The following is a 25794-nucleotide window of genomic DNA, read 5'->3' as shown; positions in this document are numbered from 1 at the left end:
ATGGATTTTAAGTACACCGAGACGCAACAGCAGATTGCGGAAATGGTTAGGGATTTCGCCAATAAGGAAATTCGCCCAAATATGATGGAATGGGATGAGCAACAAATCTTCCCTGTAGATTTGTTCCGTAAGATGGGTGAACTGGGCCTGATGGGCGTATTGGTTCCTCAAAAATACGGTGGTGCAGAGCTTTCCTACTTTGAATATATTACAGTAGTAAGCGAGGTAGCTAAAGTATGTAGCTCTATCGGCTTATCTACAGCAGCACATAACTCTTTATGTACCGGTCACATCCTGTATTTCGGTAATGAAGAGCAAAAACAAAAATACCTGCCTAAGCTGGCCACTGGTGAGTGGATCGGTGCATGGGGTCTGACTGAAGCAAATACCGGCTCTGATGCAGGTAACATGCGTTGTACAGCCACCCGCGATGGCGATGACTGGGTACTGAATGGTACTAAAAACTGGATTACACATGGCATTTCCGGCAATGTAGCTGTAGTACTGGCTCGTACCGGTGAACCAAGAACCCGTAATAATGTAACTGCATTTATCGTAGAAAGAGGTACTCCTGGATTCTCTGCCGGTAAGAAAGAGAACAAACTGGGTATGCGTGCTTCTGAGACAGCTGAGCTGATCTTCGACAACTGCCGTATCTCTGATGCACAGCGTATGGGCGAAGTAGGTGAAGGTTTCAAACAAGCGATGAAAGTACTGGATGGTGGTCGTATCTCTATTGCTGCCCTGTCTTTAGGTATTGCTAAAGGTGCTTACGAAGCTGCTGTTAAGTATGCTAAGGAAAGAGAGCAATTTGATCAGCCGATCGCTAACTTCCAGGCTATTGCCTTTAAGCTGGCCGATATGGCCGTAAAAATTGAAGCTGCAGAATTGCTGATTTACCAGGCTGCAGACCTGAAAAACCGTGGTGAGAAAATGACTAAAGAGTCTGCTATGGCTAAGATGTATGCTTCTGAAATATGTGTTCAGGTAGCAACAGATGCGGTACAGGTATTCGGAGGTTATGGCTACACTAAAGACTTCCCGGCTGAGAAATTCTACCGCGATTCTAAACTGTGTACCATCGGTGAAGGTACAACTGAGATCCAGAAACTGGTTATCTCCCGCGATATCCTGGGGCTGTAATTCCCGGTTACGCGTTAATATATTTCCAACAAAGGCTTTATTCTTTCACAGAGTAAAGCCTTTGTTGTATTTTTGACCGACATGAATATCAGCAAGAATCAGATCAAATATATACGCTCTCTGGGCCAGCAGAAATTCCGCAAGGAGCACAACACATATGTGGTGGAAGGTATTAAGAATGTTGCAGAATGGCTTATGGCCGGTGTTCCGGTAGAATACCTGGTTGCTACAGAAGACTGGCTGAAGAGCAATCTGAGCCTCTATATCCACCTGGATCGCGATCAGTTACTGATCGCCACTGAGGCTGATTTCGAAAAGATATCGGGTTTCAAAACCCCAAACGAGGTATTACTCACCGTTCCGGTACCGGAAGCACCCCGTAATACGGACTTCAGTAATCAATGGGTACTGATACTTGATCGTGTACAGGATCCGGGCAATATGGGCACTATTATACGCACTGCCGACTGGTTTGGCATCCGTCATATTGTATGCTCTCCTGAATGTGTAGATATCTACAACCCCAAAGTAGTACAGTCGACTATGGGCAGCTTTCTGAGGGTAGCCGTACATACACAGGACCTGTATATGTTCCTGGAAACCCACAAACATATTCCTTCCTATGCAGCAGTATTGGGGGGACAGCCGCTGGCCACACTGGGACAGGCACCAAAGGGGTTTATTATTATGGGCAATGAGAGTAAAGGCATATCTGAAGAAGTGCAGCAGCTGGCTACCACAGGTATCACTATACCCCGCATCGGCGAGGCCGAATCGCTGAATGTATCCGTAGCGACAGGCATCATCTGCCATGCATTGATCGGATAGACATCAAAATGCGACAGTAAACATATATCGTAACAGTATTAAAAAAGTATGAGGAGCCATTGGGCTCCTCATACTTTTTTAATACTAAATTGGATAGCCTATTGATCACGCTCTCTACCGGCAACCATTTGCGGCTATACAGAAATATAGTCTTCTACTCTTCGCCGTCTTCATGCCACAAGAGCGCATCCATATCATCTTTTATATCCACTCCGTTCTCATTAATTTCGGTTTCGATCCTTTGCTGTGCTGTAGCTGCAGGCAGCTCCTGTACTTTTCTGAGCTGCCGCTCTATAGCCCTGCTGCGCACGCCTGCCTGGTCTATAGTATTGGTCGCTTCCTGTAGTTTTTTACGGGTCTTCTCCAGTACCGTACCAAACTTTACAAATTCGGTCTTCACCACAGCCAGTAAGTCCCAGACTTCGCTGCTGCGCTTTTCTATAGCCAGGGTACGGAACCCCATCTGCAAGCTGCTCAATAAGGCACTTAAGGTCGTAGGGCCGGTAATGGTTATTTTATAATCCTTCTGCAATTGCTCAAACAATCCCGGGGTCCTCAGTACCTCTGCATACAGGCTCTCAAAGGGTAAGAACATAATCCCGTATTCGGTAGTATTGGGTGGGTCAATATACTTTTCCCGAATATCTCTTGCACTTTTGAGGATCGCCTGTCTGAACGATTTTTTCAATTCCTCTATCCGTTCTGTATTCCCCTCGTCATAAGCCTCTACCAGCGCTTCATAATCTTCTTTAGGAAATTTAGAGTCTATCGGCAGCCAAAGTGTTTTTTCCAGGTGGTTATTATTAGGCAGCTTGATGGCAAACTCTACAATCGCACCACTGCCGGCTTTAGTCTTTACATTTTTCTCATACTGTTCATTGGTCAGCAAGTCTTCGAGAATATTAGCCAGCTGGTATTCACCCAATATGCCCCTGGATTTAACATTGCTCATGACCTTCTTGATATCCCCTACACTGCTGGCCAGCACCTGCATTTCGCCCAGTCCTTTATGTACCAGTTCCAGCCGCTCACTGATGAGCGTGAAAGAGTCATTAAACCGCTTCTCCAGGGTAGATTGCAGCTTCTCCTCTACCGTATGGCGCATTTCATCGAGCTTCTTGCTATTCTCCTCCTGGAGGTGATACAGTTTACGTTCTACCGTTTCCCGGATCTTTTCCAGTTTCAGCTCTGTATCGCCTTTGATCTGCTCTTGCTTCAGATTCAGATCATTAAACTTTTGTCGTTGCAATTCATTCAGTTCGCGGACATTATTCCCGAATTGGTCTTCAAATGATTTCAATCCCCTGCCCAGTTCCGATCTGGTATCTTTAGCATAGCCCAGTAACAGTTCGTTCAGGTCTTTCAACCCGGCATTAAGCTCCAGGCGCAGTTCCTGTGCCATGCGTTGCATTTCGCTCCGGTTTTGAGCAAGCTCAGTCCTCAGCAGGGGATCAATCTGTCCCAGCTGCCAGTTACTCTTCTCTACCGCTGCACTTAAAGCATCATGATTCCCCCGCGGTTTGCGGAACAGGATGAGGAGTACAGTAGTGATCAGCAGCGATAAGCTGACAAGGAGCAATACTTCGGTCAGTGTCATATAAAAGTTGTTGATAAAGCAGGTATAATAGCGCCCTGCTCTTCCTGTAAAGATACCCCATCTCCCCGCGATCTGTTGCAGTCCTTAAGGGATAAACTTATACACAGCCATATATGAGCAGTTGCTTCATATATGGCTGTGTATAAACGACAAAAGGTCTCCCTTGAGGGAGACCTTTTGAATAATATGGTTGAGAAGAATTAAGCTAATTCAACTTCAGCACCAGCTTCAGTTAATTTTGCTTTCAGGTCTTCAGCAGTTGCTTTGTCAACACCTTCTTTAACAGCTTTAGGAGCGCCGTCAACTAATTCTTTAGCCTCTTTCAGACCTAAACCAGTTAAATCTTTTACGATTTTAACAACGTTCAGTTTAGAAGCACCTGCGCTTTTCAGGATTACATCAAAGCTAGTTTTTTCAGCTGCTGCTGCTGCACCGTCGCCACCTGCTGCTACAACTACTGCTGCTGCTGCTGGTTCGATACCGTATTCAGATTTCAGGAAATCTGCTAATTCTTGAACTTCTTTAACTGTTAAGTTAACTAATGATTCGGCTAATGCTTTAACGTCTGCCATTTTTATAAGATTTTAATCGTTTTTTAAATAATTTATATAAGATACTGGAAGCCTAAATTTAGGTCCTTTATTAAGCTGCCACAGGCAACTTAAGGATGATTACTCCGCTGCAGGAGTCTCTGGTGCTTCTGGAGCTTCCGGAGCCTCTGGTGCTGGTGCTTCTTCTGTAGCAGCAGCTTCTGCGCCGTTCTCGTCTCTGTTTTGTAAAGCAGAGATTACGCGGCTGATTGGAGATTGTAACAAACCGATAACTTCGCCGATAAGCTCGTTTTTGGTTTTGATGTTTTTCAGCTGAGTCAGAGATTCGTCACCTACGAACAGATCTTCACCGATCAGGGCTGCTTTTAACACTGGTCTGTCACCAGGGTTATCTTTACGGAAAGCAGACAGGATTACAGCTGGTTCTTTAGGAGAATCAGAGAACATTAAAGCAGTAACACCGTGCAGGGCATCGTACAGGCCAGCATACTTCTCTTCATTCAGGCTTTCTAATGCCTTTTTGATCAGAGTATTCTTAGCTACGGTCATTTCCACTTCTTTCTCGAAGCAGGCACGACGGATGGTGCTGATTTGTGCTACAGTTAAAGACTCGGTATTTGTAATATAGAAATTACTATACTGAGAGAATTTATTCTTTAAAAGCTCAATTGCTTCTTGTTTTTGAGCAGTTGTCATTGTTTTAAATAATTTAATTCCGTTTGACAGGAAATGTTAATGAATGTGTTTCGCTAAACGCTAAGTATTAAGATACAGATTTTGCATCAACAGTAATACCAGGGCCCATAGAAGGAGCAATGGTAACACCTTTAACGTAAGTACCTTTTGCTGTAGCAGGCTTCATGCGCACCAGAGTATTGATTAACTCCTGAGCATTTTCAGCAATCTTTGCAGGCTCGAAAGATACGCGACCTACAGATGCGTGAATGATACCAGCTTTATCTACTTTGAAAGCGATTTTACCACCTTTTACATCGTTTACAGCAGCAGCTACATCATTAGTAACAGTTCCTGTTTTAGGGTTTGGCATCAGGTTACGAGGACCTAACACTTTACCTAAACGACCAATTTTAGGCATAACGGATGGAGTAGCGATGATTACATCGATATCAGTCCAACCACCTTCAATCTTGGTAATGAATTCATCCAGACCAACGAAGTCTGCACCAGCTGCTGTAGCCTCTGCTTCTTTATCAGCAGGACACAGAACTAATACTTTCTTAGTTTTACCGGTACCGTGTGGTAAAGTTACTGTACCACGCAGTGCCTGGTCTGCTTTTTTAGGATCGATACCTAAACGAACGTGAACGTCAACAGAACTATCGAAGTTAGTACAGTTCACTTCTTTCACCAGCTGAGCGGCTTCGCCCAGGGAGTAAGACTTATTTTTATCAACTTTAGCTTCTGCAGCTTTTCTTTTTTTAGTTAAGGTTGCCATTGTAACAACAATTTTTTAATTTAGGAATGAACTAATAGGGTTTAGTTTTGCCAAGGTGCAGCACCTTCAACTGTAAGACCCATGCTACGTGCTGTACCAGCAACCATTTTCATAGCGCTTTCAGTGGTAAAGCAGTTTAAATCGCTCATTTTATCTTTCGCGATTTCTTCAACTTGTGCCCAAGTTACTTTTCCTACTTTGTTACGATTAGGCTCTTTTGAACCGTTTTTGATTTTTGCATGCTCCATTAACTGAACAGCAGCAGGAGGGGTTTTGATAACAAAATCGAATGATTTGTCAGTATACACAGTGATCAGAACAGGTAATACTTTACCAGGTTTGTCCTGAGTACGAGCGTTGAACTGCTTACAGAATTCCATGATGTTTACACCTTTAGAACCCAGAGCAGGACCGATTGGTGGCGCAGGGTTTGCCTGACCGCCTTTACACTGGAGCTTTACATAGCCCGAAATTTCTTTAGCCATTGCTTAAAATTATTGGTATTAACGAGTAATTTTTAACTCTCCCAAACCTACATATATTATATGCAGATTTTTTGAGGATGCAAAGGTAAGATATTATTTTTCATAATCCAAAACTTTTATTTCATCCTCTTTTCTGAATTCGTAAAGATACCACATTTATATTATATAGTACCTTTGAAAATTATGATGACCAAAGAACAACTGCGCAAAACCTATCTGGAGCAACGTAAAGCAATTACCGAACAGGAACGGAACAAAATGGACGATCTGCTGCTGATACAATTGCAGCGGATACCACTCATGCAGGTGCAAACCCTGTTCAGTTATATTCCTATGGAGCATATGGCTGAACCTAATACATACTTCTTTACCCAATACCTGGAAACGATTATTCCGGAACTGCGTACTGCCTACCCCATCACCGATCTGAAAAATAGCACAATGGAGGCTTACCTGGCCGATGATGAAACCGAATTTGTTAAAAATCGGTTCGGAACGATAGAACCGGTAAGCACACAAATTGTTCCTCCCGGAAGTATAGACCTGATCTTCACGCCCCTGCTGGTAGCCGATGAGCAGGGCTACAGGGTGGGCTTCGGTAAAGGTATTTATGACAAATACCTGAGTAAATGCAGACCCGATTCCCTAAAAATCGGCTTCTGCTACTTTGAGCCTGTAGCGGAGATTTCTGATATTCACGAAAATGATATACCTTTAGACATCCTTATAACCCCCCACAATACATTTGTGTTTTAAACAGAATGCCCATGAAGTATACAAGTGTTTTAAGTATGTTAGGCATCGCCCTGATCTGCGCAGCAGGAACCTCCTGCAAAAAACCAAAACCAATTGATCCGACCAATGAAGGTATTGCCGACTTCATGCCGACCAATACTCAGAACTGGTGGTTATACGAAGCCAGCGATGGTACAATCTTTAAAAGATATTATACCGGAAGGGATACGGTAGTAGACCAGTTTAACTATAACCTGTTCGAACAGGTAGATACCAATACGGGTACGATCGTAAAAGAATTCTATGCCAAGTTTGAAGGCAACTACTATACCCTGCTTAAAGTAGACAACAGTGGCAGTGCTTATGTGAAATCACAGGTACTGAACGGTGATCCTAAAGTGGGCGATCAGTGGACCTCTAACGGTAGTTTTAATTACGGAGTGAACATCCCTACCAAACTGGAAAGTGAGGTGATGTCTGTAAACGGTACTTTTACCCTGAACAATAATGTGGTCCTGGACAGTGTTATCGAAGTAAAAAGTGACCTGTATGGTAAACTAAACTTTGTAACCTGGACCAATTGCGGTACCATTACCATGAAGTTCCGTAAAAACGTAGGGGTCATCAGCGAAGATTATAATATCAATGTGGCCGGTTTCTTCCAGAAACAATATTCCAACCACCTCCTGAACTATCACCTGGAGCCATAACAAGAACCTGAATTTAGTTTATATAAAAAAGAAGGATGCTGAATAGCATCCTTCTTTTTTATATATCAGGTACTCCTGACTATTTAATAAACTTACCTACTTGTTTTGCAGTAGCCTTCTCATTGTACACTTCATAGAAGTAAGTACCCTGCGCATAATGGCTCAGATCAATTTGTTTCTGAACACCATTAATTGTTTCCTGGTGCATCACCTGGCCTAAAGTATTATAGATTACCAGTGTGTTGCGCTGCGGAGCAGTAACTTTCTGTTCGAAGATCACATAATCTTTAGCCGGGTTTGGATATACCGTAAAGCCCAGGTTCTGACTAGGAATGCCTTTCAGGCTGCTAGTACCCGCACTCCAGAACAGCTCTACTTTATCAATGAACATTGTATTATTCACATAATATCCAGTTGTAGTATCGGATGCACTGGCTGCTGATACAAAACCCACTACCAGTGTATCTGTAGCTGTATTGTTACTGCTGTTATACATAACCGGTACAATATACTTATGGTATCCGCCCGCGCTCGGTGGCACCATAGTGAAGCCCTCTCCGATCAGTGCCATAGAATCGGCAGTAATCTTTTTGTAAGCCAGTACAAATGCCAGACCGGTATCATGGTTGCTCGCCGGTGCATTGATATATGCCGTTACGCTATCAGCTCTTTTACCATACATCGGTGTACCGTTTGTATAAGTAAACAGGTCCATTGGATTTATATTACCACCATTCTGTGCCTGCAGGAACGCTGCCAGGTTCAGATTAGGTTTAGCATTGGTAAATAAGGCAGGAACTGTTTTTAAGGTATCACCAAAGTGTTTGGTCATGATCTTTGCACAGTAATCACCCTCATATTTATCAGCAGATTTATACAGTTGCTTCTGCCCGCTGAAAGGCATGCCGCTTATAATTAAAAATGGTCCCACCTGGTTGTCCAGTACATCATCAGTAGCATACCAGGCTGTAGGGTGCTCCAGCTGGTATAATCCGCTTGGTGCTACCCAGGTCTCATAAGTACCGTTAGTAATTGTAGGGGTTTGTGCCATGCTGGCGGTAGCAGCCATCATCACAGCGGAAATGGTGAATAGAATTCGTTTCATTTTATTATGTTTAAATAGTTGTACAACAAAACTAAAGTTCAAATATAACTATTAAATACCTTAAGAGAAATACCCCGGTAGTTATTATCCTGCAAAAAGGCTTTACGGGATTACCGTAAAGCCTTGTCTGATTTAATGTATTTTGCTGTTTACTGGAAGATATTTATCTCGCGTTGTATCCTTGACCAGTATATTTTATCAATATTGATGTTAAATGTGATCATTTTGCCGAAGCCACCTTTGCCCAGGATATTATTTTTATAATCCCTGTATTCAGGGCTCATCAATAATGGAACATTCACATCCAGGTAAGGCGTCAGTTTTACCGTAAGGCCGGCATCATACAGGAATCGGCTCTGATTAGGATTCACCTCTTTAGCTTTGGCAAAGGTCATGATATCTGCAAAAAACTGTACCGGAAGCCCGATCGGCAGATCGATTTTAAGATTCAGTGCAGCCATCCAGTCTGTCGTAAAACCAATAGGATTGCTGTACAGCAAGGTCGGCACTTTCATACCTCCATCCCGGATGTATATCTGCTGCGCGGCCAGCCCGCTCTGCATATTACGGCCAAAGAAGGTCTGGTCGTACAGGTAATCATTCCAGCCGGAATAAGTAGCGTTAAAACCATAACGGCGAGCATCATTATTATCGGCGCTGTAGGTAAACATTTTACCGGCAAAGGCCCTCAGGTATACCGCCTTTTTGCGATAGAAGTAATCGATCTTAAGATTACCCTCTGCAGAGATCTTCGTAAAGTCTTTACCACCCTGTGCTTCCAGCAATAAACTATATGGATTGAAGGTGCGTTTCTGTTTCAGTCCAAACTGTATGCGACCATAGATCTTCGTATCATAGCCGTCTTTCGATGGATAATAAATGCTGTCTACCGGGTTCTGATCAAAACGGTATTTACCCTCCTGGATATAGTACCCTTTAATAGAAAGGTAGCGCTCCAGTGTACTTCTCGGATTTGGTTTCTTAAAGATAAAACGCAGCTCCGGTGCTACTTTCAGGAACTGAGCCTCAGGATTATCAATATTGTCCAGCATAGTTCTGCGATAAGAAAAACGCTTGCCTTCAATATTAAAATCAATTTCCTGCAATGCACTTCCTGATGGATACCATGCTTTACTGATCATTCCGGTACCCACTAACGTTTTGGCTCCGGCACTGTACATCGGCGCCAGTATGTATTGAAATGATTTTTCCGGCAGGGTTACATTATGCAGGGTCAGTCCCAGCATAAAACGGTCATATACATTATAACCGATTGCAGGTAATACCCACATCGTTTGCTTGCCCGCTCTTTCTGTACCACCAAACCCGCGCAGGGCAAAGCCTTTCTTATTCTGATTATTAGACAGGTTATAGTCCGGCAGCATACTGCCAATACCTACATAAGATGCTTTCTCTGCAAGATTCACCTGTACCTTACCTTTAAAAGGACTTACCCATACATAATGGTCCAGGCTATCTACCACCAGCGGCACAGGCAATTGTATACCGGTTTTATTGGTCAATGTTACGACACTACCCTCAGCAGTATGTTTTACTTTGCCCACACCAAAATCTGATCCTTTATTATTATACAGACCGTCGGTAAAGAACCAGTTGATATCTTTATTACTGTGCTTCTTCATCACCGCCTCAAAATCTTCCGGCTGCGGATGTTTGAACTTCCACAGATCATAATATTCTTTCATCGCGGCACTGAACTCCTCCACACCCATATATTCACTGAGCAGGGTCAGGTATGCCGGTGTTTTACCGTACACATCACCGCCATAACCCATATTGGTATACTCATACGCCGGCAGGCCCACAGCCTGATCGGTACGGGTAGCCATAGGCATGGTATAGCCCAGTCTGCTCACCTGCTTTTCGAGCTTTGTCTTTTTATCATTAATCCCTTTTACCGGGATGCTGGTCACCAGTTCTTCATAAAAGCTGTTGATGCCCTCATCCATCCAGGGATGCATACGTTCATTAGAACCCAGGATACCATAGAACCAGTTATGACCTACCTCATGCACAATCACGGTATGATTGGTTTCTTTATCATAGCCCGGTGCAATAACCGTTACCGTCGGGTATTCCATGCCACCACCGGCCCGCAGAGAGCCTTCTACGGCTTTCACCGTCTTGTACGGATACTCCCCGACCATCATACTGTAGTATTGCACAGCAGTCTTTACAGACTCGGTAGATTGCTCCCAGCCTTTTACATTTCCGGGTTTGAAAGCCGTGTATATAGTAGTGATCTGTTCTGTACCCGGTACCATAACCGTATCTTTTCTGACGATCCAGCGCTTATCGGCAAACCAGGCAAAATCATGCACGCGGTCTTCCGTATAACGGATGGTCTTCATCGTAGTGGCAGAAGGTACTTTTTTATTGATCGTGGTATCTCCCGGCTTAGGCAGTTCTTTATGCGCCAGTCCGTCCAGCCACTTTTCTTCGGCAGGAGTTTGCAGGTTGCCCGTAGCCATCACCACATAATTCTCCGGCAGGGTAATGCTTACATCATAACTGCCATATTCGCTGTAGAACTCACCCTGGTCCAGGTAAGGGATAGGATGCCAGCCTTTGTTATCATACACTGCAGGCTTGGGAAACCATTGGGTAATCTGGTAGCTCTGCCCTTCATGCCCCAGTCGGGAAAAGGTTTTAGGAATCTTCACTCGGAAGGGAGTCTGAATGCTCGCCTGCCCACCCGGTACGATCGGCTGCGGCAGTAAGACCTTCACAATATCCGGATCATCTGTAGTCACCATTCGGGAAGGAATCTCATCTACCGTAAACTTCAGGCTGTCGATATAGCCCCAGTCTTCTTTTTTGGCAAGATAGTGTGCGGTGCTTTTATTCTCTACGGCCTGCTTTTCAAAGGCGGTACGGTCGCTGCTATAAGCATTGGGGTACAGATGAAAATAAATATAGTGCAGGGTATCCGGCGAATTGTTGGTGTACTGCATCGAAACCACACCATTCAGAAAATGGCGTTTGTCATCGAGCGTAACCTCAATTTTAGTATCTACTTTTTGCTGAAAATAGTTTTTTTGTTGTGCGCTCAGGGTGGTAAAGCAAGCCTGGGTCGCCAGCAGGAACAAGAGTCTTTGCTGCATACAGTTTATAGGGATAATGGTTATCCAGACAAATGTACTGAAAAGTGAAAAGGAAAATGTCAAAAATAATACTGCACCAGACCTGTTCCAATCCTGTTTAAATAATTAAACCCTCGGCAACCAGATCGAAAAGGTACTGCCTGCACCCAGATCGCTGACTACTGCTATGCCCCCGCCCTGCGCTTCCATCAGTTCCTTGCTGATGGCCAGCCCCAGGCCAGTACCCTCTTTAGAACTGCCGGGTATTTTAAAATAGCGGTTAAAGATCTTGTCTGTGTATTGTGCATCTATACCACGACCGGTATCCCTTACATTGAAGCGGATAAAACCCGGTTCCTCCATCAGGTGCAGTTCTATCTGGCTCTCTTCATAAGAATAACGAATGGCATTGGTCAGCAGATTGGTCAGTACCCAGCTGGTCTTCTCAGCATCTGCACGCATCATACCCATATCTTCTGAGCAATGAATGGCTATGTGAATATTTTTCTGTGCAGCAGGCGTACGCGTAGCGGCCACTGCGGCTTCCAGTACGTTTACCGGGTTTATATTTTGTACCGAGAGCTGCATTTTACCGCTCTCCAGTTGCGTCATGTTCAGCAATTCACCTGTAATCTTCAGCAGGCGTGCAGTGTCCTCTCCTATACTGTCTACCAATTGTTCCTGCTCCCCGTTCAATGTGCCGACCTGCTTGTTTTGCAGCAGTTGCAGGCTCATTTTTATAGAAGCGATCGGAGTTTTGAACTCATGCGACACCGTAGCCATGAAATTGGTTTTGGCAAAATCCAGTTCTTTAAACACGGTTACATTGCGCAGCAGGATGACCTGCCCGATAAATTGTAAAGCCTGTTCGCCAGTAGGCGTAATATGGATCGGGATGATCTCTTTATCAAAATAACTTTCTTTTCCATTGGCGAAAATGCTGATCTGCTCCGGCTTACGCACCTCTTGCTCGGGTACAAACAGATCACGGATCAGGTCGCGCACCAGGTCGTTATGTACTGCTATATCCTGTATTTGTTTGCCCAGCATGTCCTCGCTGCCCAGCCCCGTAATGCTCAATGCCTGTTCATTGGCAAACAACACAATCTTGTTTTCATCAATCCCGATCACAGGGTCATGCATATTATTGATCAGCGCTTCGATCCTGTTCTTAGCCTGTATGATCTTATCCAGACGGCTTTCAGAATATTCCTCCAGCTTCTCTGCCATGGTATTAAAGGAGCGGGCCAGTGCCCCAAACTCACCACTGCTTTCGAAGTGTACCCTCTTTTTATAATTCTGCTGCGCAATCTCCCGTATGCTTTCCGTCAGCTCTTTAATAGGATTGGCAATATTACTCGGCAGATTTACCAATAGTACAAATGCGATCAGAAAACAAAATGTACCGACCACGCTGATCCAGAAAATAGCGGCTTTGGCTGTGCTATTGGCCAGGTCATTTTTACGCTCGATGGCGGCCATATTCAGGCGCATCAGTTCCGATATTTCGGAGCGTAACATAGCCTTACTCTGGGTATCTCCGGGTGCAGCTTTCAGCAAAGCAATATGATTGCCGATGCGGCCAGTCACTTCCCGCTCCCCCTGTTCCGTAATATTTTGCTGCTGTTTATCCAGGCTGGACTCCAGTTGCTGTATTGCCGCTCCCGATGCTATTGGAATGCGGTCTATAGCCAGCAGCATGCTACGCCCGTATTCCAGGGTATTATAGTTATCGACCAGGATATTATGCGTATCTCTTTTCAGCGCATTGACATAATACACGCTGGTTGCCGCCAGTATCAGGATCAGGGCAAACAGCAGGCCTACGCCGGAAAGGAGTTTGGTTTTGATGTTCATGGGTACTCAATTAGGTACAAAGTTCTTCATTAACTCAATATAATGATGTCAATATCTTCTGCAGCCATTTTTTTCAGCAGGCGGTTAAAGATATTGGTGGACAGGATAATGCGCCAGAGGCTTATATGTGGTTTGCCCAGGCACACAGTGGTGATACGATGCTCCGAAGCCTGTTCGGTAATGGCCGTCGCAATATTATCGGCAGAGACTTTAATGATCTCCGCCCCCATCTCTGTTGCCAGTTTAAAATTATGAATTAAATGCCTTTGTTTATCCAGGGGTATTTTATCGGCCTGTTCTCTGGGGATCTGCACATAAAGTACAAACCATTTACTGTTGTAATAATTGGCCAGCCGGGCCGTTTTACGAATTACATTACGGGCAATCTTTTCATTGCTGCTGATGCAGGCCATAAAACGTTCATGCCGCATGACCGCACTCTGCGGTACCTCCGCCGCCACCTTACGCTCTACAGCAGATGCCACCTCTTTCAGGGCCAACTCCCGCAATTGCAGGATATGCTCCTGTTTGAAGAAATTAGTCAGTGCCCTTGCTACTTTGGAGGCTTCATAGATCTTGCCTTCTTTCAATCTCGCGATCAATTCATCTGCCGTCAGGTCAATGTTTACGACTTCATCGGCACGGGCTATAATGCTATCGGGTATACGCTCCGACACTTCTATGCCCGTTATCGTCCTGATCTCTTCGTGCAGGCTTTCTATATGCTGGATATTTACGGCACTGATCACATGTATGCCCGCATCCAGCAGGTCCAGTACGTCCTGCCAGCGTTTCTGGTTTTTACTACCCTCAATATTACTGTGTGCCAGTTCATCTACAATAACGATCTCTGGTTGCAGGTTAATGACCGCCTGCACATCCATCTCTTCCAGCTCTTTGCCTTTGTAAAATAATCTGCGCCGTGGAATGATGGGTAACCCTTCCAGCAATGCATGGGTCTCTTTACGGCCATGCGTCTCTACATAAGCAATGCGCACATCTACCCCATTCTGCAATAAGGCATGTGCTTCCTGCAGCATACGAAAAGTTTTGCCTACACCGGCTATCATGCCGATGTAGACTTTAAACTTACCTCTTTTCTGCATCCGTATCAGGTCGAGGAATTCTGAAGGGCTTGCTGCATCCATTATGTGTATATTATAATCTGAACAATAATGCCAGGATGAAACGGTTTTCTGATTTCACCAGGTCCGGTCTCCAGCTCGGGTCCAGTGGTGTTGTGGTATAACCGCTTTGTGAGGTGACGCCACCGGGACCGGCAAAGTATGGCACATTAGCGGCACGGTGTACAAATTCTACACGGAAGGTAAGGCTCTGATTAGGCATAAAATCGAGATTGGTAGAGGCATCCCATCCGCTGAAAGCATCTCCGGGATTGGCAGAGAAAGGATAAGCTCCTTCTGTTTTGGTCGGATCGCTCGGATTAGGCAATGGACTGGCCTGACCGGTCGGATACAACACCAGGTAGCGTCCGGGATTGGTCATATACCCGCCTCCAATAGTCCAGGCCATTTTGTTCTTCATAAACCATATACGGTTATAGAACATCGCGCTGGCAAAGTATTGTGCCGGCTTAGCCGGATCACTGTTATCAAAGCCATTCACCCCACCACCTTTTTCAAAACCAATATCGCCCGTGAGCGAGAAAGCCATGCGGCTGATGCCTTTGGAGCCTGGTCTGTTATAATAACGGTGCAGCACACTATTATCGGAATGGAAGCGTTTACGCGCTTTGATGCCCGCAGCATCGGTTCCGAAATAGTTATTGCTGATCACTTTCAGGTTACTGCTTTTGGACATATAACAGAAGCTACCGCCAAAGCCCGGCATACTGTTGAAACGGCCATAGCTTTGCCAGCCGTTGATCAGCCAGGCTTCTACCTTAATGGTCTTTGAAGGATATACCTGTAAACGTACCCCGTTAAAGAACCATGGTGTATTATCGGAGGTAAAAGAGGCCTGATATTCCCAGTTCTCTGACTGATAGTAAGAGTTCAATCCAACATAGGACATAAACAAACCGGCATCTACATTAATACCATACCATTTATTAAAGTGGTAACCCACTGAGGCTTCACTCAGGTAGCGATACGCATCGGCCAGTTTATATTGCCCTCTGTACGGACTGTAATCATTACGCGGTACGACCATAGAACGGGTACCGAACTGAGTCATCACCCGGGCACGGGCATTTTTATAATTGAAATCGCCTCCGAAATGCAGGGCATTTAACTGCACTTCGTTATTGCGCGACAAAGTGGTAGACCCTACGACAGTATTATCATTCGGCCGGTTGAAGGAATGGGTGTAATTGACATCCACCATAAGACTCGGGGTAAAATATGGGATGTGAAATACCGATGAATCCCTGCGGTCATTACCGTTCTGCCAGCTCTGGTCTATGCCTTCAAAAGGTTCTCCTTTTTGTTGTGCGGTAAGGGCGAACGGGAACATGCCTAAGAGGGCAGCTACGCTTAATTGTTTAATAGAAGTACTCATGTTAATGGTCTGTATGATATATTAAAGATGGTTATTTATTTTATGATTTTGAAAGTTTGTCCAGAGCAATATTCAGCTCCAGTACATTGACGCGTTCTGGTCCGAACAGGCCCCAGAGCGGTTTTTGCGTGTGTTGCTGTATTAATTGTTTCAATTCACTTTCCGGTACACTTCGTTTCGCGGCAATGCGGGGCACCTGTATTACAGCTGATGCGACAGAGATATCAGGATCTAATCCGCTGCCACTGGCGGTAACAAGATCAGCCGGAATATCATGCTTTTGCACACCCGGATTATACTTCAGGAAGGTATCTATTCTTCCCTGCACGATGTCCAGGTATTCAGGATTAGAAGGGCCTTTGTTGCTGCCGCCTGAGCCCGCGGCATTGTACCCTACAGCAGACGGACGGCCCTGGAAGTATTGCACTTCTGTAAAGGACTGACCTATGTTTCGATAATAATTGCGGCCCTGTGCAGTTATCTGTACCCCTTTGCCCTGTCCGGGAGCCATTTTGCCGAGGAGCCAGATACTTAAAGGATATAATACGGCACATACAATCAGCAGTACAATCGTGAGTCTTAAGGCCGGAAAAAAATATGTTTTCATGATATTAATGATAAAAAATTACAGGAATAGGGATACGAGCAGGTCTATCAGTTTGATACCGATAAAGGGAACAATAATCCCGCCCAGTCCGTAGATAAAAAGGTTTCTGCGTAATAAGGCTGATGCCCCGATCGGCTTATAGGCCACGCCTTTCAGCGCCAGTGGAATGAGCATAGGTATGATTATAGCATTGAAGATTACGGCAGAGAGTATGGCACTCTGTGGACTATGCAGCTGCATAATATTCAGGTGTTGCAATGCAGGAATAGCCGTAATAAACAGTGCCGGGATGATGGCAAAATACTTGGCTACATCATTGGCAATACTGAAGGTGGTTAAGGTACCGCGGGTCATGAGCAATTGCTTACCGATCTCTACTACTTCGATCAGTTTCGTAGGATCATTATCGAGGTCTACCATATTCCCGGCTTCTTTCGCCGCCTGGGTGCCACTGTTCATGGCTACGCCCACATCGGCCTGAGCCAGTGCCGGTGCATCATTGGTTCCATCGCCCATCATCGCCACCAGTCGGCCTGCCGCCTGTTCTTTTTTGATGTAGTTCATTTTATCTTCCGGTTTGGCCTCTGCGATGAAATCATCCACTCCGGCTTTTGCTGCAATGAATTTTGCTGTCAGCGGATTATCACCGGTAACCATTACTGTCTTGATTCCCATTTTACGCAAACGTTCAAAACGCTCCTGTATACCCGGTTTGATGATATCCTGCAATTCGATTACCCCCATTACCACGTTGTTTTCGGCTACTACTAATGGCGTACCGCCATTAGCGGCAATATGATTTACCCGTTCCTGGATCTCGGTCGGGAAGGGGTTTCCGGCTTGCATACAGATATTGCGAATGGCATCGGTAGCTCCTTTTCTGATCCTGTTGGTCCCGAAATTAATTCCGGAACTTCGGGTCTCTGCGGTGAAACCTACAAACTCAGGATGTTCAATTCCATATTGCAGAGGGTCTTTTCCGGCCAGCTCCAGTATAGATTTCCCTTCTGGTGTTTCATCGGCCATAGAACTCAAAACAGCAGCGCGGATCAGGGCTTCTTCCCCAATACCCGGAGCAGTATAAAAGTGCGTGGCCTTGCGGTTACCGATCGTAATGGTACCGGTTTTATCCAGTAGCAACACATCCACATCTCCGGCAGTTTCTACGGCACGGCCGCTTTTGGTAATCACATTGGCCCGCAAAGCACGGTCCATACCTGCTATACCAATGGCAGAGAGTAAACCACCGATCGTAGTCGGTATGAGGCAGACAAATAATGCGATAAAAGAGGCAATCGTGATCGGGGCTTGCGCATAGTCCGCAAAGGGTTTCAGGGTTACGGTTACAATGATAAATACCAGGGTAAAACCTGCCAGTAAAATGGTTAACGCAATTTCATTGGGTGTTTTCTGACGGGATGCTCCCTCTACCAGGGCAATCATTTTATCCAGAAAGCTTTCTCCGGGTGCTGCGGTCACTTTCACCATGATTTTATCTGAAAGTACTTTAGTACCACCGGTTACAGAACTTTTATCCCCGCCCGATTCACGGATTACGGGTGCAGATTCTCCGGTTATGGCGCTTTCATCAATAGTGGCAAGACCTTTAATGATCTCTCCGTCTGCAGGAATAATATCTCCGGCTTCGCAGAGAAATACATCTCCTTTTTTGAGTTGAGAAGAGGGAATGATTTTTACTTCATTGACAAAGATCTCCCCTACGGGTTGCACCCATTTGGCGGGTGTTTCTTCCCTTGTTTTTTTCAGACTGTCGGCCTGAGCCTTACCCCGGGCTTCTGCTATCGCTTCTGCGAAATTGGCAAACAGGAGGGTCAGGAATAAAACAAAGAATACGATGGCATTGTAGGCCAGGCTTCCCTGGGTATTATTCCCGGAAAGAATCCATATGCAGACCAGCAGCATGACTGCAGTACCGATCTCTACGGTAAACATTACCGGGTTACGCAGGAGTGTTTTAGGATTCAGCTTACGGAAAGCCGCTTTGAAAGCGGGTCCCAGTAAGGCTGCCTGGAATAATCCTTTATGTTGCGCGGTGTTCATGACGCTCGATTTAAATAGTATAATGATGAATAATTGCAGGTGTTCATTAAGGCATGGAGAAATGCTCGGCCAGCGGACCCAAAGCCAGTGTAGGAAAGAAGGACAATGCGGTGATGATCACAATAACGGCGAAGACCATCATACCAAATGTTCCGGTATCAGTACGCAGGGTACCATTTCCTTCAGGTATGTATTTCTTCTCTGCAAGCATGCCGGCAATCGCAACCGGACCTATGATAGGCAGGAAGCGGCCCAGCAGCAATACTATACCGGTCGCTATATTCCACCAGGGTGTATTATCTCCCAGCCCTTCAAACCCGCTGCCATTATTGGCTGCAGAGGAGGTAAATTCATACAGGATCTCGCTGAATCCGTGGTAGCCGGGATTGGCTACAGTGGCCCTTCCCAATGCAGGCATAGAGACCGTTAATGCGGTACCGGCAAGAATCAGCAGCGGATGCAGCAGGGCGATAATCATCGCGATTTTCATTTCGCGTGCTTCTATTTTCTTACCTAAAAATTCCGGTGTACGCCCTACCATTAGCCCGCTGATAAATACGGCCAGTATGATAAAGATGAAAAAGTTGAGCAGACCTACACCGCAGCCTCCGTAAAAGGCATTGATCATCATAGCCAGCATTTCATTCATACCGGAAAGCGGCATGGTACTATCATGCATGGCATTGACAGAGCCTGTGGAAATTACGGTAGTCACAATACTCCAGAAGCCACTGGCAGCGGCGCCGAAGCGGACTTCCTTACCTTCCATAGCCCCCATTGTACTGTTCAGGCCTCTGGCAGTCAATGCAGGATTCCCATTCATTTCCTGCACTACATTGGGTATCGCCAGCAGGAGAAAACCGATGGTCATTACGCCAAAGATCATCCAGGAAAGACGTCTGCGTTGTATAAAATACCCGAATGCAAAGATCATGGCGAGCGGTATAATCATCTGTCCCACCATCTCTGCCATATTGGTCAGGTAATTAGGGTTCTCTAACGGGTGTGCAGAGTTGGCTGCAAAGAAGCCTCCGCCATTGGTTCCGACATGTTTAATGCCTACAAAAGCGGCGGCAGGACCGGTAGAGACCGCTACGCTATCTCCCTGCAGACCGATCATTTCCTGCTTTCCTTCAAAGGTCATGGGTGTACCGTTGAAGAGTACAACTATAGCAAGGATGGAAGATAAGGGTAATAATATGCGGGTACAGGAACGGACAAAATAGGTATAAAAATTACCGAGCTGTGTGGTACTGCGGGCTTTAAAAGCTTTGAACAGTACTACTACTGCGGCCATGCCGGTAGTGGCACTGACAAACTGCAGGAACATCAGCCACATCTGGCTCAGGTAGCTCACCCCACTCTCTCCGGAGTAGTGCTGCAGGTTACAGTTGACCACAAAAGATATGCTGGTATTAAAGGCCAGATCGGCCGGCATATTGGGGTTATGGTCCGGGTTGAGGGGCAGCCATTGCTGGCACATCAGGATAACCATACTCATCAGTACCCAGATCAGGTTGATGGTGAGCATGACCATCATATGCTGCTTCCAGTTCATTTCCCGCCTGGCATCAATGCCGCTGATGCGGTACAGGAGCCGGTCCAGGGGATTAAAGAGAAAATCCATCTTCGTTTTTTCTCCGGCATATACCCTGGCTATGTATTTGCCCAGGGGCAGGGCGAGTAAAAGTGCGATCAGGAAGGTCGCGAGTATACCCATTATTTCAGTGTTCATAATTCAGGGGTTAAAGCAGCTAATGCTTATATCGTAATAATGTTAGAATCGTTCGGGTTTCAGCAATACATAACAGATGTATGCGAAGACCAGCAGGGATAAGATGAATAATGCGATCATCATGGTATTATATTTTTTCAAAAAAGCTAATGGCCTTAAACAGCAAGGCGAAGCAGAGGAGCAGACTCAGGAATAAAACCGGGCTAAGCATATAATGAATTTCAGGTGGAGAAAATTTGTGTGATCAATCCCAGTACAAATACCAGGCACCAGGCCAGGGCTATAATCCCTGCAAATGCATCTGCTGCGGGACCGGGTTTTAAAGGCCTGCGTTTTACCGCAGGAATAGAGTGTTTGACATGAATCATGTATTGTATTGTGTTTAGTACACTACAGTACATGCCAATACAATGCCAATAGCATTAAACAAAACACAAATAACTGAAAATCAATTTATTATAATTTTTCAGTCGATACAAACAATAAAAGAGCCTATCAAAATGATAGGCTCTTTCTCAGAATGAGATTGTTATACGGTAAAAGAAATCTAGGAGATCTTGTATTCTTCTATTTTACGGTAAAGGGTTGCAATACCGATGCCGAGCAGTCGGGCCGCTTCGGCCTTATTACCTTTAGTATGCTGCAATACTTTACGGATGTGCATTTCTTCTACATGACACAGTGCAAAACCGGATACTGATTTTGTTGCTGCTGTAGTGCTGTGTACAATTTCGTAGGGTAAGGTTGCGGCATCTAATACATCACTATCGGCAAGGATCACACTGCGCTCGATCACGTTTTTCAGTTCGCGGATATTTCCTTTCCATTGGTGCTGTTCCAATGCCTGTATATATGCTTCAGACAAACGGATGGTCCGTTTATTGATCTTGGCGGCAAAGGTTTCTGCATAGTGCGTAGCGATCTGTCCGATATCTTTCCTGCGCTCCTGAAGAGACGGTAATGGAATGGCAAATACCGACAGGCGGTAATAAAGGTCGGAGCGAAAAGTGCCTTCCTCAGCTGCCTGTTCCAGGTTACGGTTGGTTGCGGCGATAATGCGCACCGATACTTTAGTTGGGCTGGTATCTCCGACTTTAATAAACGTGCCGGTCTCCAGTACGCGTAATAGTTTGGCTTGCAGTGCAAGTTCCATCTCCCCTATTTCATCCAGGAAGAGCGTGCCCTGGTCAGCAGCTTCGAATAAGCCTTTCTTGTCTTTGAGTGCACCGGTAAAGGCTCCGGCCTTATATCCGAACAATTCGCTTTCCAGCAATTCTTTTCCGAATGCAGCACAGTTGATGGCTACAAATGGTTTATCACGGCGATCACTGTTGTAATGAATGGCCTGTGCAAAGACTTCTTTACCTGTGCCGGTTTCTCCGAGCAGTAGAACGGTAGTGTCGGTCTGAGAGACTTTTCGGGCCAGAGATATGGCATCGGCAATCTGTTTTGAGCTACCCAATATACTGTCAAAGGAATACTTCTTCCCTACCTGTGCCTCCAGCTGCTGCACGCGTTTGGCCAGTGCAACTTTATCCAGGGCTTTATTGACTAATGGTATGATACGATGCTGATCATCCCCTTTGGTAATATAATCAAATGCTCCGTTTTTGATCGCCTGCACCCCATCCGGTATATTGCCATAGGCAGTAAGCAGGATGACTTCAACCAGCGGGTATTGTTGCTTTATTTGTTCGCACAAAGCCACACCACTGGCATCGGGTAGCTTTACATCGCAAAGGATGACGTCAATATCGGCATGTGCCAGTTTATGCAGACCGCTCTTCGCATCACCTGCCTGCAGTACATTCATGCCTTCCAGGCCCAGTATACGGGCCATTAATTGTCTTACTTTTTCTTCGTCGTCTATAATGAGGAGGCTTGCCATTGCGGGAGATTAACGGCACAAATGTAAGCGGAAATTATATTGCAACATGCAAAAGCAAAAAGTTAAAAGTCTGAAAAAGGTGCCCTATGCTACTGATCTTTAGTGTTTCGAATGCCACTAAGGGAATGGCATACAATTGCCCGGAACAACCTCAGGTAGAAATGAATAGGCGCGAATATTCTTTCGGAACACTCGCGCCAGAAAAATATGTATACTTTATACTTAGCGGATCTTAATCTTGTATACTGCCAGTAGTCCGGGTAGATTATGCATGCTGAACACCGCATTTTTCAGCTGGTTCTTATTCGGATCCATAGCAATATTAATAGAGCTGCTCAGGTCTGCTTTCTCCAGGTTGGTCTGTTCAAAATGAGCCATGCGCAGGTCACAATCCCGGAATACAGAGCCTTTGAAATCGGCCCCGGTAAAGTCTGCCTCTGCCAGCGAGCAGGAGGTAAAATTAGTTTGCGGCAATTTCGTTTTGTAGAAGGATGTATGGTCCATAATACATTGTTCAAATGCGAGCGTCATCCCTATCGGGCTGCAGGATTCGAAATGCAGACCCAGCAATTTGCAGGACTCGAACTTTACTTTATGCAATACGGTTTGCACCAGTGTAGCCATACTCAGGTTGCAGGAGATAAATGTGCAATCGATAAACTTATAACCGTTCAATACCGCATTGCTGAACTCGCAGGAGCGGAAGGTGCAACCCTCATACTCGCCCTGCGGTATAACGCGCCAGTCAAATGTTTCCTGCTCGTAAATTTTATTGCTGAAATAATCCATTGCTTAATCCTGGTATACTTTTATGACGTTCTTCAATTCGTTCAGTTTCATCAATGCCTCTACCGGTGTGAGGGTATTGATATCGGTTTCAAACAAGAGCTCTTTGATCCTGTTGAGATCGGTAGACAGGCCATCGAAGATATTCAGCTGGAAGGTATCAGTATGAATCTGCTTCATCTTTTTACCCATTCCATTGTCTTTATTCTTCTCTTCCAGGATAGCCAGTATTTCATCGGCACGCTTGGTCAGGCCATTAGGCATACCGGCCATTTTAGCCACCTGTATACCAAAGCTATGACGGCTGCCGCCTGGCGCCAGCTTGCGCAGGAAGATAACCTTATTGCCCGTTTCTTTATGGGTGATGTGGTAGTTCTTTACGCCCTCCAGCTTATGTTCCAGCTCATTCAACTCATGATAGTGGGTTGCGAAAATCGTTTTTGCTTTGTTCGGATGCTGCTGTATAAATTCTACAATAGACCAGGCAATGGAAATACCATCGTAGGTACTGGTGCCCCGGCCAATCTCATCTAAGAGCACCAGGCTGCGGGTACTGAGGTTGTTGATAATACTTGCGGTCTCATTCATCTCCACCATAAAGGTCGACTCTCCCCCACTCAGGTTATCGGAGGCACCTACTCGCGTAAAGATTTTATCGGTCAGGCCGATAACGGCTTTGCCTGCAGGCACAAAACTACCCATATGTGCCATCAGCGTAATCAGGGCGGTCTGGCGCAGTAAGGCCGACTTACCACTCATATTGGGACCGGTAAGGATAATGATTTGTTGCGTCTCTTTATCGAGCAATACATCATTGTGTACATACTCTTCGCCCGGCGGCAAATGCTGCTCTATCACAGGGTGACGACCGGCTTTGATGTCCAGTACGGCGCTGTCTTCCATTTCGGGACGCACATAATTATGGCGTTTCGCAATAGTAGCCAGTGATTGCAGACAATCGATCTGTGCAATGATCTGCGCATTATGCTGCATGGTCTTTAAAGACAATTGTAATTTATCCAGCAGGAATTCATACAACTGCGATTCCAGTGCCAGTATTTTCTCTTCGGCACCTAATATCTTTTCTTCGTACGCTTTCAGTTCAGGTGTAATATAGCGCTCGGCATTGGCCAGCGTTTGCTTACGGATCCACTCTGCAGGTACTTTATCTTTATGCGTATTGGTCACTTCGAGGTAATAACCGAATACGTTATTGAAGGCAATTTTAAGGGAAGGGATGCCGGTTTTTGCGCTCTCTGTTTCCTGTATCTGTGCCAGGTACTCCTTGCCATGAAAGGCAATCTGGCGCAGGTTATCCAGTTCTTCATGCAGGCCATCACAGATTACATTTCCTTTCTGTATCGATACTGCAGGATCTTCTTTGATATACTCTTTGATGATGTCCTGTACGGATTGTGTTTCCTGTACAGACGACAGCAACTGTTGCACAGCAACACTCTGCTCTTGTTCTGCCAATGCTTTAATGGCATCGGTATGATGCAGGCTGCGGGCGAGCTGCACAACTTCACGCGGATTGATTTTTTTCAGGGGCACTTTGGCTACCAGGCGCTCAATATCTCCTATAGATTTGAGGTGCTGGCGAATCTCGTTATTCAGGTCTGTAGCAGTAAATAAAGCTTCGACCATATTATGGCGCTGACGAATCTGTTGCAGGTCTACCAAAGGGAATATCAGCCAGCGTTTGAGCATACGTGCCCCCATTGGGGTGATGGTCTCATCTATACTACCCAGGAGTGTATACCCGTTCTCTGACGGACTTTGCAATAATTCGAGATTACGTATGGTAAAGCGGTCCATCCATAAAAAGGCAGCGGCATTGATCTGCTGCAGCGTAGTAAGGTGCTGCAGGTGCGGATGTTCCGTATCTTTAAAATAGTGGAATGCGGCTCCGGCGGCAATGATTGCCGGTTGCCAGTCTTCTACTCCAAATCCTTTCAGGGACTGGGTTTCGAAATGCTTGGTCAGCAATTCATATGCATAATGATGCTGAAATATCCAATCTTCCAGCGCATAGGAATAGTACTTCTGATCCAGTTCTTCTCTGTATATTTTCTGCTTGCCTTTAGCGATCAGTACTTCTGAGGGCTGGAAACTTTGCAGGAGCTTGTCCATATACTCCAGATTGCCCTGGGCCACAAAACACTCTCCTGTAGAAATATCTATAAAGGCAATGCCGGAATCTTTATCGTCGATATGTACGGCAGCCAGAAAGTTGTTGGTCTTGTTATCCAGCAAGCGGTCATTGGTAGCAACACCCGGTGTAACCAGTTCTGTTACGCCGCGCTTTACAATACCCTTTACCGTTTTAGGATCTTCGAGCTGATCGCAGATGGCTACACGATAACCGGCCTTTACCAGCTTATGCAGGTAAGTGTCCAGCGCATGATGGGGAAAGCCTGCTAACTCTATAAAAGTTGCAGAACCATTTGCTCTTTTGGTAAGGGTTATACCCAATACTTTTGCAGCCACTACTGCATCGGAACCAAAAGTCTCATAAAAGTCTCCTACACGGAACAATAAAATAGCATCGGGATACCGGCTTTTAATCTCTCCGTGCTGTTTCATCAGCGGGGTTTCGCTTGCTGTTTTCTTTGCCATAATACGC

22 protein-coding genes are annotated in these 25794 nt (G+C 45.5%); 4 read left to right on the top strand and 18 right to left on the bottom strand.

Translation table 11 applies throughout. From position 1 onward, the window contains the following. Together FTD44_RS14625 and FTD44_RS14620 are read left to right on the top strand one after the other, a co-directional pair. On the top strand, window positions 1–1143 hold the full coding sequence (locus FTD44_RS14625; protein ID WP_222167130.1) for an acyl-CoA dehydrogenase: 1143 nt from the start codon (window positions 1–3) through the stop codon (window positions 1141–1143). An 81-nt stretch (window positions 1144–1224) separates the two neighbouring features. Next, window positions 1225–1971 carry a TrmH family RNA methyltransferase gene (locus FTD44_RS14620; RefSeq protein WP_222167129.1) on the top strand — a complete coding sequence of 249 codons (747 nt, stop codon included), beginning with the start codon at window positions 1225–1227 and terminating at the stop codon, window positions 1969–1971. 154 nt (window positions 1972–2125) lie between these two features. On the opposite strand, the gene FTD44_RS14615 is transcribed toward FTD44_RS14620, so the two are convergent. The 5 genes from FTD44_RS14615 to rplK all read right to left on the bottom strand — a co-directional run bounded on the left by FTD44_RS14615 (window position 2126) and on the right by rplK (window position 6060). After that, window positions 2126–3568, bottom strand: coding sequence for a DNA recombination protein RmuC (locus FTD44_RS14615; protein ID WP_222167128.1), 1443 nt, complete (start codon window positions 3566–3568; stop codon window positions 2126–2128). A gap of 200 nt (window positions 3569–3768) precedes the next feature. Then, complete coding sequence (gene rplL / locus FTD44_RS14610) at window positions 3769–4140, bottom strand: 50S ribosomal protein L7/L12 (protein WP_129019474.1); 372 nt, start codon at window positions 4138–4140, stop codon at window positions 3769–3771. Between the two features lie 99 nt (window positions 4141–4239). Further along, window positions 4240–4815, bottom strand: a complete 576-nt coding sequence (rplJ, locus tag FTD44_RS14605; protein WP_129019475.1) for a 50S ribosomal protein L10 — start codon at window positions 4813–4815, stop codon at window positions 4240–4242. A 67-nt stretch (window positions 4816–4882) separates the two neighbouring features. Beyond that, a complete protein-coding gene (gene rplA, locus FTD44_RS14600; protein WP_129019476.1) occupies window positions 4883–5575 on the bottom strand; it encodes a 50S ribosomal protein L1 in 693 nt (230 codons plus the stop codon). A 41-nt stretch (window positions 5576–5616) separates the two neighbouring features. Then, window positions 5617–6060 carry a 50S ribosomal protein L11 gene (rplK, locus tag FTD44_RS14595; protein WP_222167127.1) on the bottom strand — a complete coding sequence of 148 codons (444 nt, stop codon included), beginning with the start codon at window positions 6058–6060 and terminating at the stop codon, window positions 5617–5619. 183 nt (window positions 6061–6243) lie between these two features. On the opposite strand from rplK, the gene FTD44_RS14590 reads away from it, so the two are divergent. Together FTD44_RS14590 and FTD44_RS14585 are read left to right on the top strand one after the other, a co-directional pair. Next, window positions 6244–6816, top strand: coding sequence for a 5-formyltetrahydrofolate cyclo-ligase (locus tag FTD44_RS14590; protein WP_222167126.1), 573 nt, complete (start codon window positions 6244–6246; stop codon window positions 6814–6816). Between the two features lie 11 nt (window positions 6817–6827). Beyond that, complete coding sequence (locus tag FTD44_RS14585; RefSeq protein ID WP_222167125.1) at window positions 6828–7505, top strand: hypothetical protein; 678 nt, start codon at window positions 6828–6830, stop codon at window positions 7503–7505. 79 nt (window positions 7506–7584) lie between these two features. On the opposite strand, the gene FTD44_RS14580 is transcribed toward FTD44_RS14585, so the two are convergent. The 13 genes from FTD44_RS14580 to mutS all read right to left on the bottom strand — a co-directional run bounded on the left by FTD44_RS14580 (window position 7585) and on the right by mutS (window position 25787). Then, window positions 7585–8610, bottom strand: coding sequence for a T9SS type A sorting domain-containing protein (locus FTD44_RS14580; protein WP_222167124.1), 1026 nt, complete (start codon window positions 8608–8610; stop codon window positions 7585–7587). Between the two features lie 149 nt (window positions 8611–8759). Further along, window positions 8760–11735, bottom strand: a complete 2976-nt coding sequence (locus tag FTD44_RS14575) for a M1 family metallopeptidase (RefSeq protein ID WP_222167123.1) — start codon at window positions 11733–11735, stop codon at window positions 8760–8762. A 105-nt stretch (window positions 11736–11840) separates the two neighbouring features. Beyond that, window positions 11841–13571, bottom strand: coding sequence for a sensor histidine kinase (locus tag FTD44_RS14570; protein ID WP_222167122.1), 1731 nt, complete (start codon window positions 13569–13571; stop codon window positions 11841–11843). A gap of 29 nt (window positions 13572–13600) precedes the next feature. Beyond that, a complete protein-coding gene (locus tag FTD44_RS14565; protein ID WP_222167121.1) occupies window positions 13601–14719 on the bottom strand; it encodes a sensor protein KdpD in 1119 nt (372 codons plus the stop codon). 10 nt (window positions 14720–14729) lie between these two features. Further along, a complete protein-coding gene (locus FTD44_RS14560; protein ID WP_222167120.1) occupies window positions 14730–16091 on the bottom strand; it encodes an outer membrane beta-barrel protein in 1362 nt (453 codons plus the stop codon). Window positions 16092–16131: 40 nt separating this feature from the next. Further along, window positions 16132–16698 carry a K(+)-transporting ATPase subunit C gene (locus FTD44_RS14555; RefSeq protein WP_222167119.1) on the bottom strand — a complete coding sequence of 189 codons (567 nt, stop codon included), beginning with the start codon at window positions 16696–16698 and terminating at the stop codon, window positions 16132–16134. 18 nt (window positions 16699–16716) lie between these two features. Then, window positions 16717–18759 carry a potassium-transporting ATPase subunit KdpB gene (kdpB, locus tag FTD44_RS14550; RefSeq protein WP_222167118.1) on the bottom strand — a complete coding sequence of 681 codons (2043 nt, stop codon included), beginning with the start codon at window positions 18757–18759 and terminating at the stop codon, window positions 16717–16719. Between the two features lie 46 nt (window positions 18760–18805). Beyond that, a complete protein-coding gene (gene kdpA, locus FTD44_RS14545; protein ID WP_222167117.1) occupies window positions 18806–20494 on the bottom strand; it encodes a potassium-transporting ATPase subunit KdpA in 1689 nt (562 codons plus the stop codon). A gap of 42 nt (window positions 20495–20536) precedes the next feature. Beyond that, the gene (locus FTD44_RS16250) at window positions 20537–20587 is read right to left on the bottom strand and encodes a hypothetical protein (RefSeq protein ID WP_394369746.1); all 51 of its coding nucleotides are present in this window, start codon (window positions 20585–20587) and stop codon (window positions 20537–20539) included. Between the two features lie 128 nt (window positions 20588–20715). Next, window positions 20716–20862, bottom strand: a complete 147-nt coding sequence (locus FTD44_RS14535; RefSeq protein WP_161971175.1) for a hypothetical protein — start codon at window positions 20860–20862, stop codon at window positions 20716–20718. A 179-nt stretch (window positions 20863–21041) separates the two neighbouring features. Further along, the gene (locus tag FTD44_RS14530; RefSeq protein WP_222167116.1) at window positions 21042–22382 is read right to left on the bottom strand and encodes a sigma-54-dependent transcriptional regulator; all 1341 of its coding nucleotides are present in this window, start codon (window positions 22380–22382) and stop codon (window positions 21042–21044) included. A gap of 222 nt (window positions 22383–22604) precedes the next feature. Further along, entirely contained in the window at window positions 22605–23171 is a 567-nt protein-coding gene (locus FTD44_RS14525) for a pentapeptide repeat-containing protein (protein ID WP_222167115.1), read from the bottom strand. Between the two features lie 3 nt (window positions 23172–23174). Next, the gene (mutS, locus tag FTD44_RS14520; RefSeq protein WP_222167114.1) at window positions 23175–25787 is read right to left on the bottom strand and encodes a DNA mismatch repair protein MutS; all 2613 of its coding nucleotides are present in this window, start codon (window positions 25785–25787) and stop codon (window positions 23175–23177) included. Window positions 25788–25794: the final 7 nt, after the last annotated feature.

The organism is Edaphocola aurantiacus (genome assembly GCF_019797745.1).
Classification (GTDB): domain Bacteria; phylum Bacteroidota; class Bacteroidia; order Chitinophagales; family Chitinophagaceae; genus Edaphocola; species Edaphocola aurantiacus.
The sequence above is the reverse complement of the archived record's forward strand: the minus strand, read 5'-3'. Positions and strand labels throughout refer to the sequence as shown.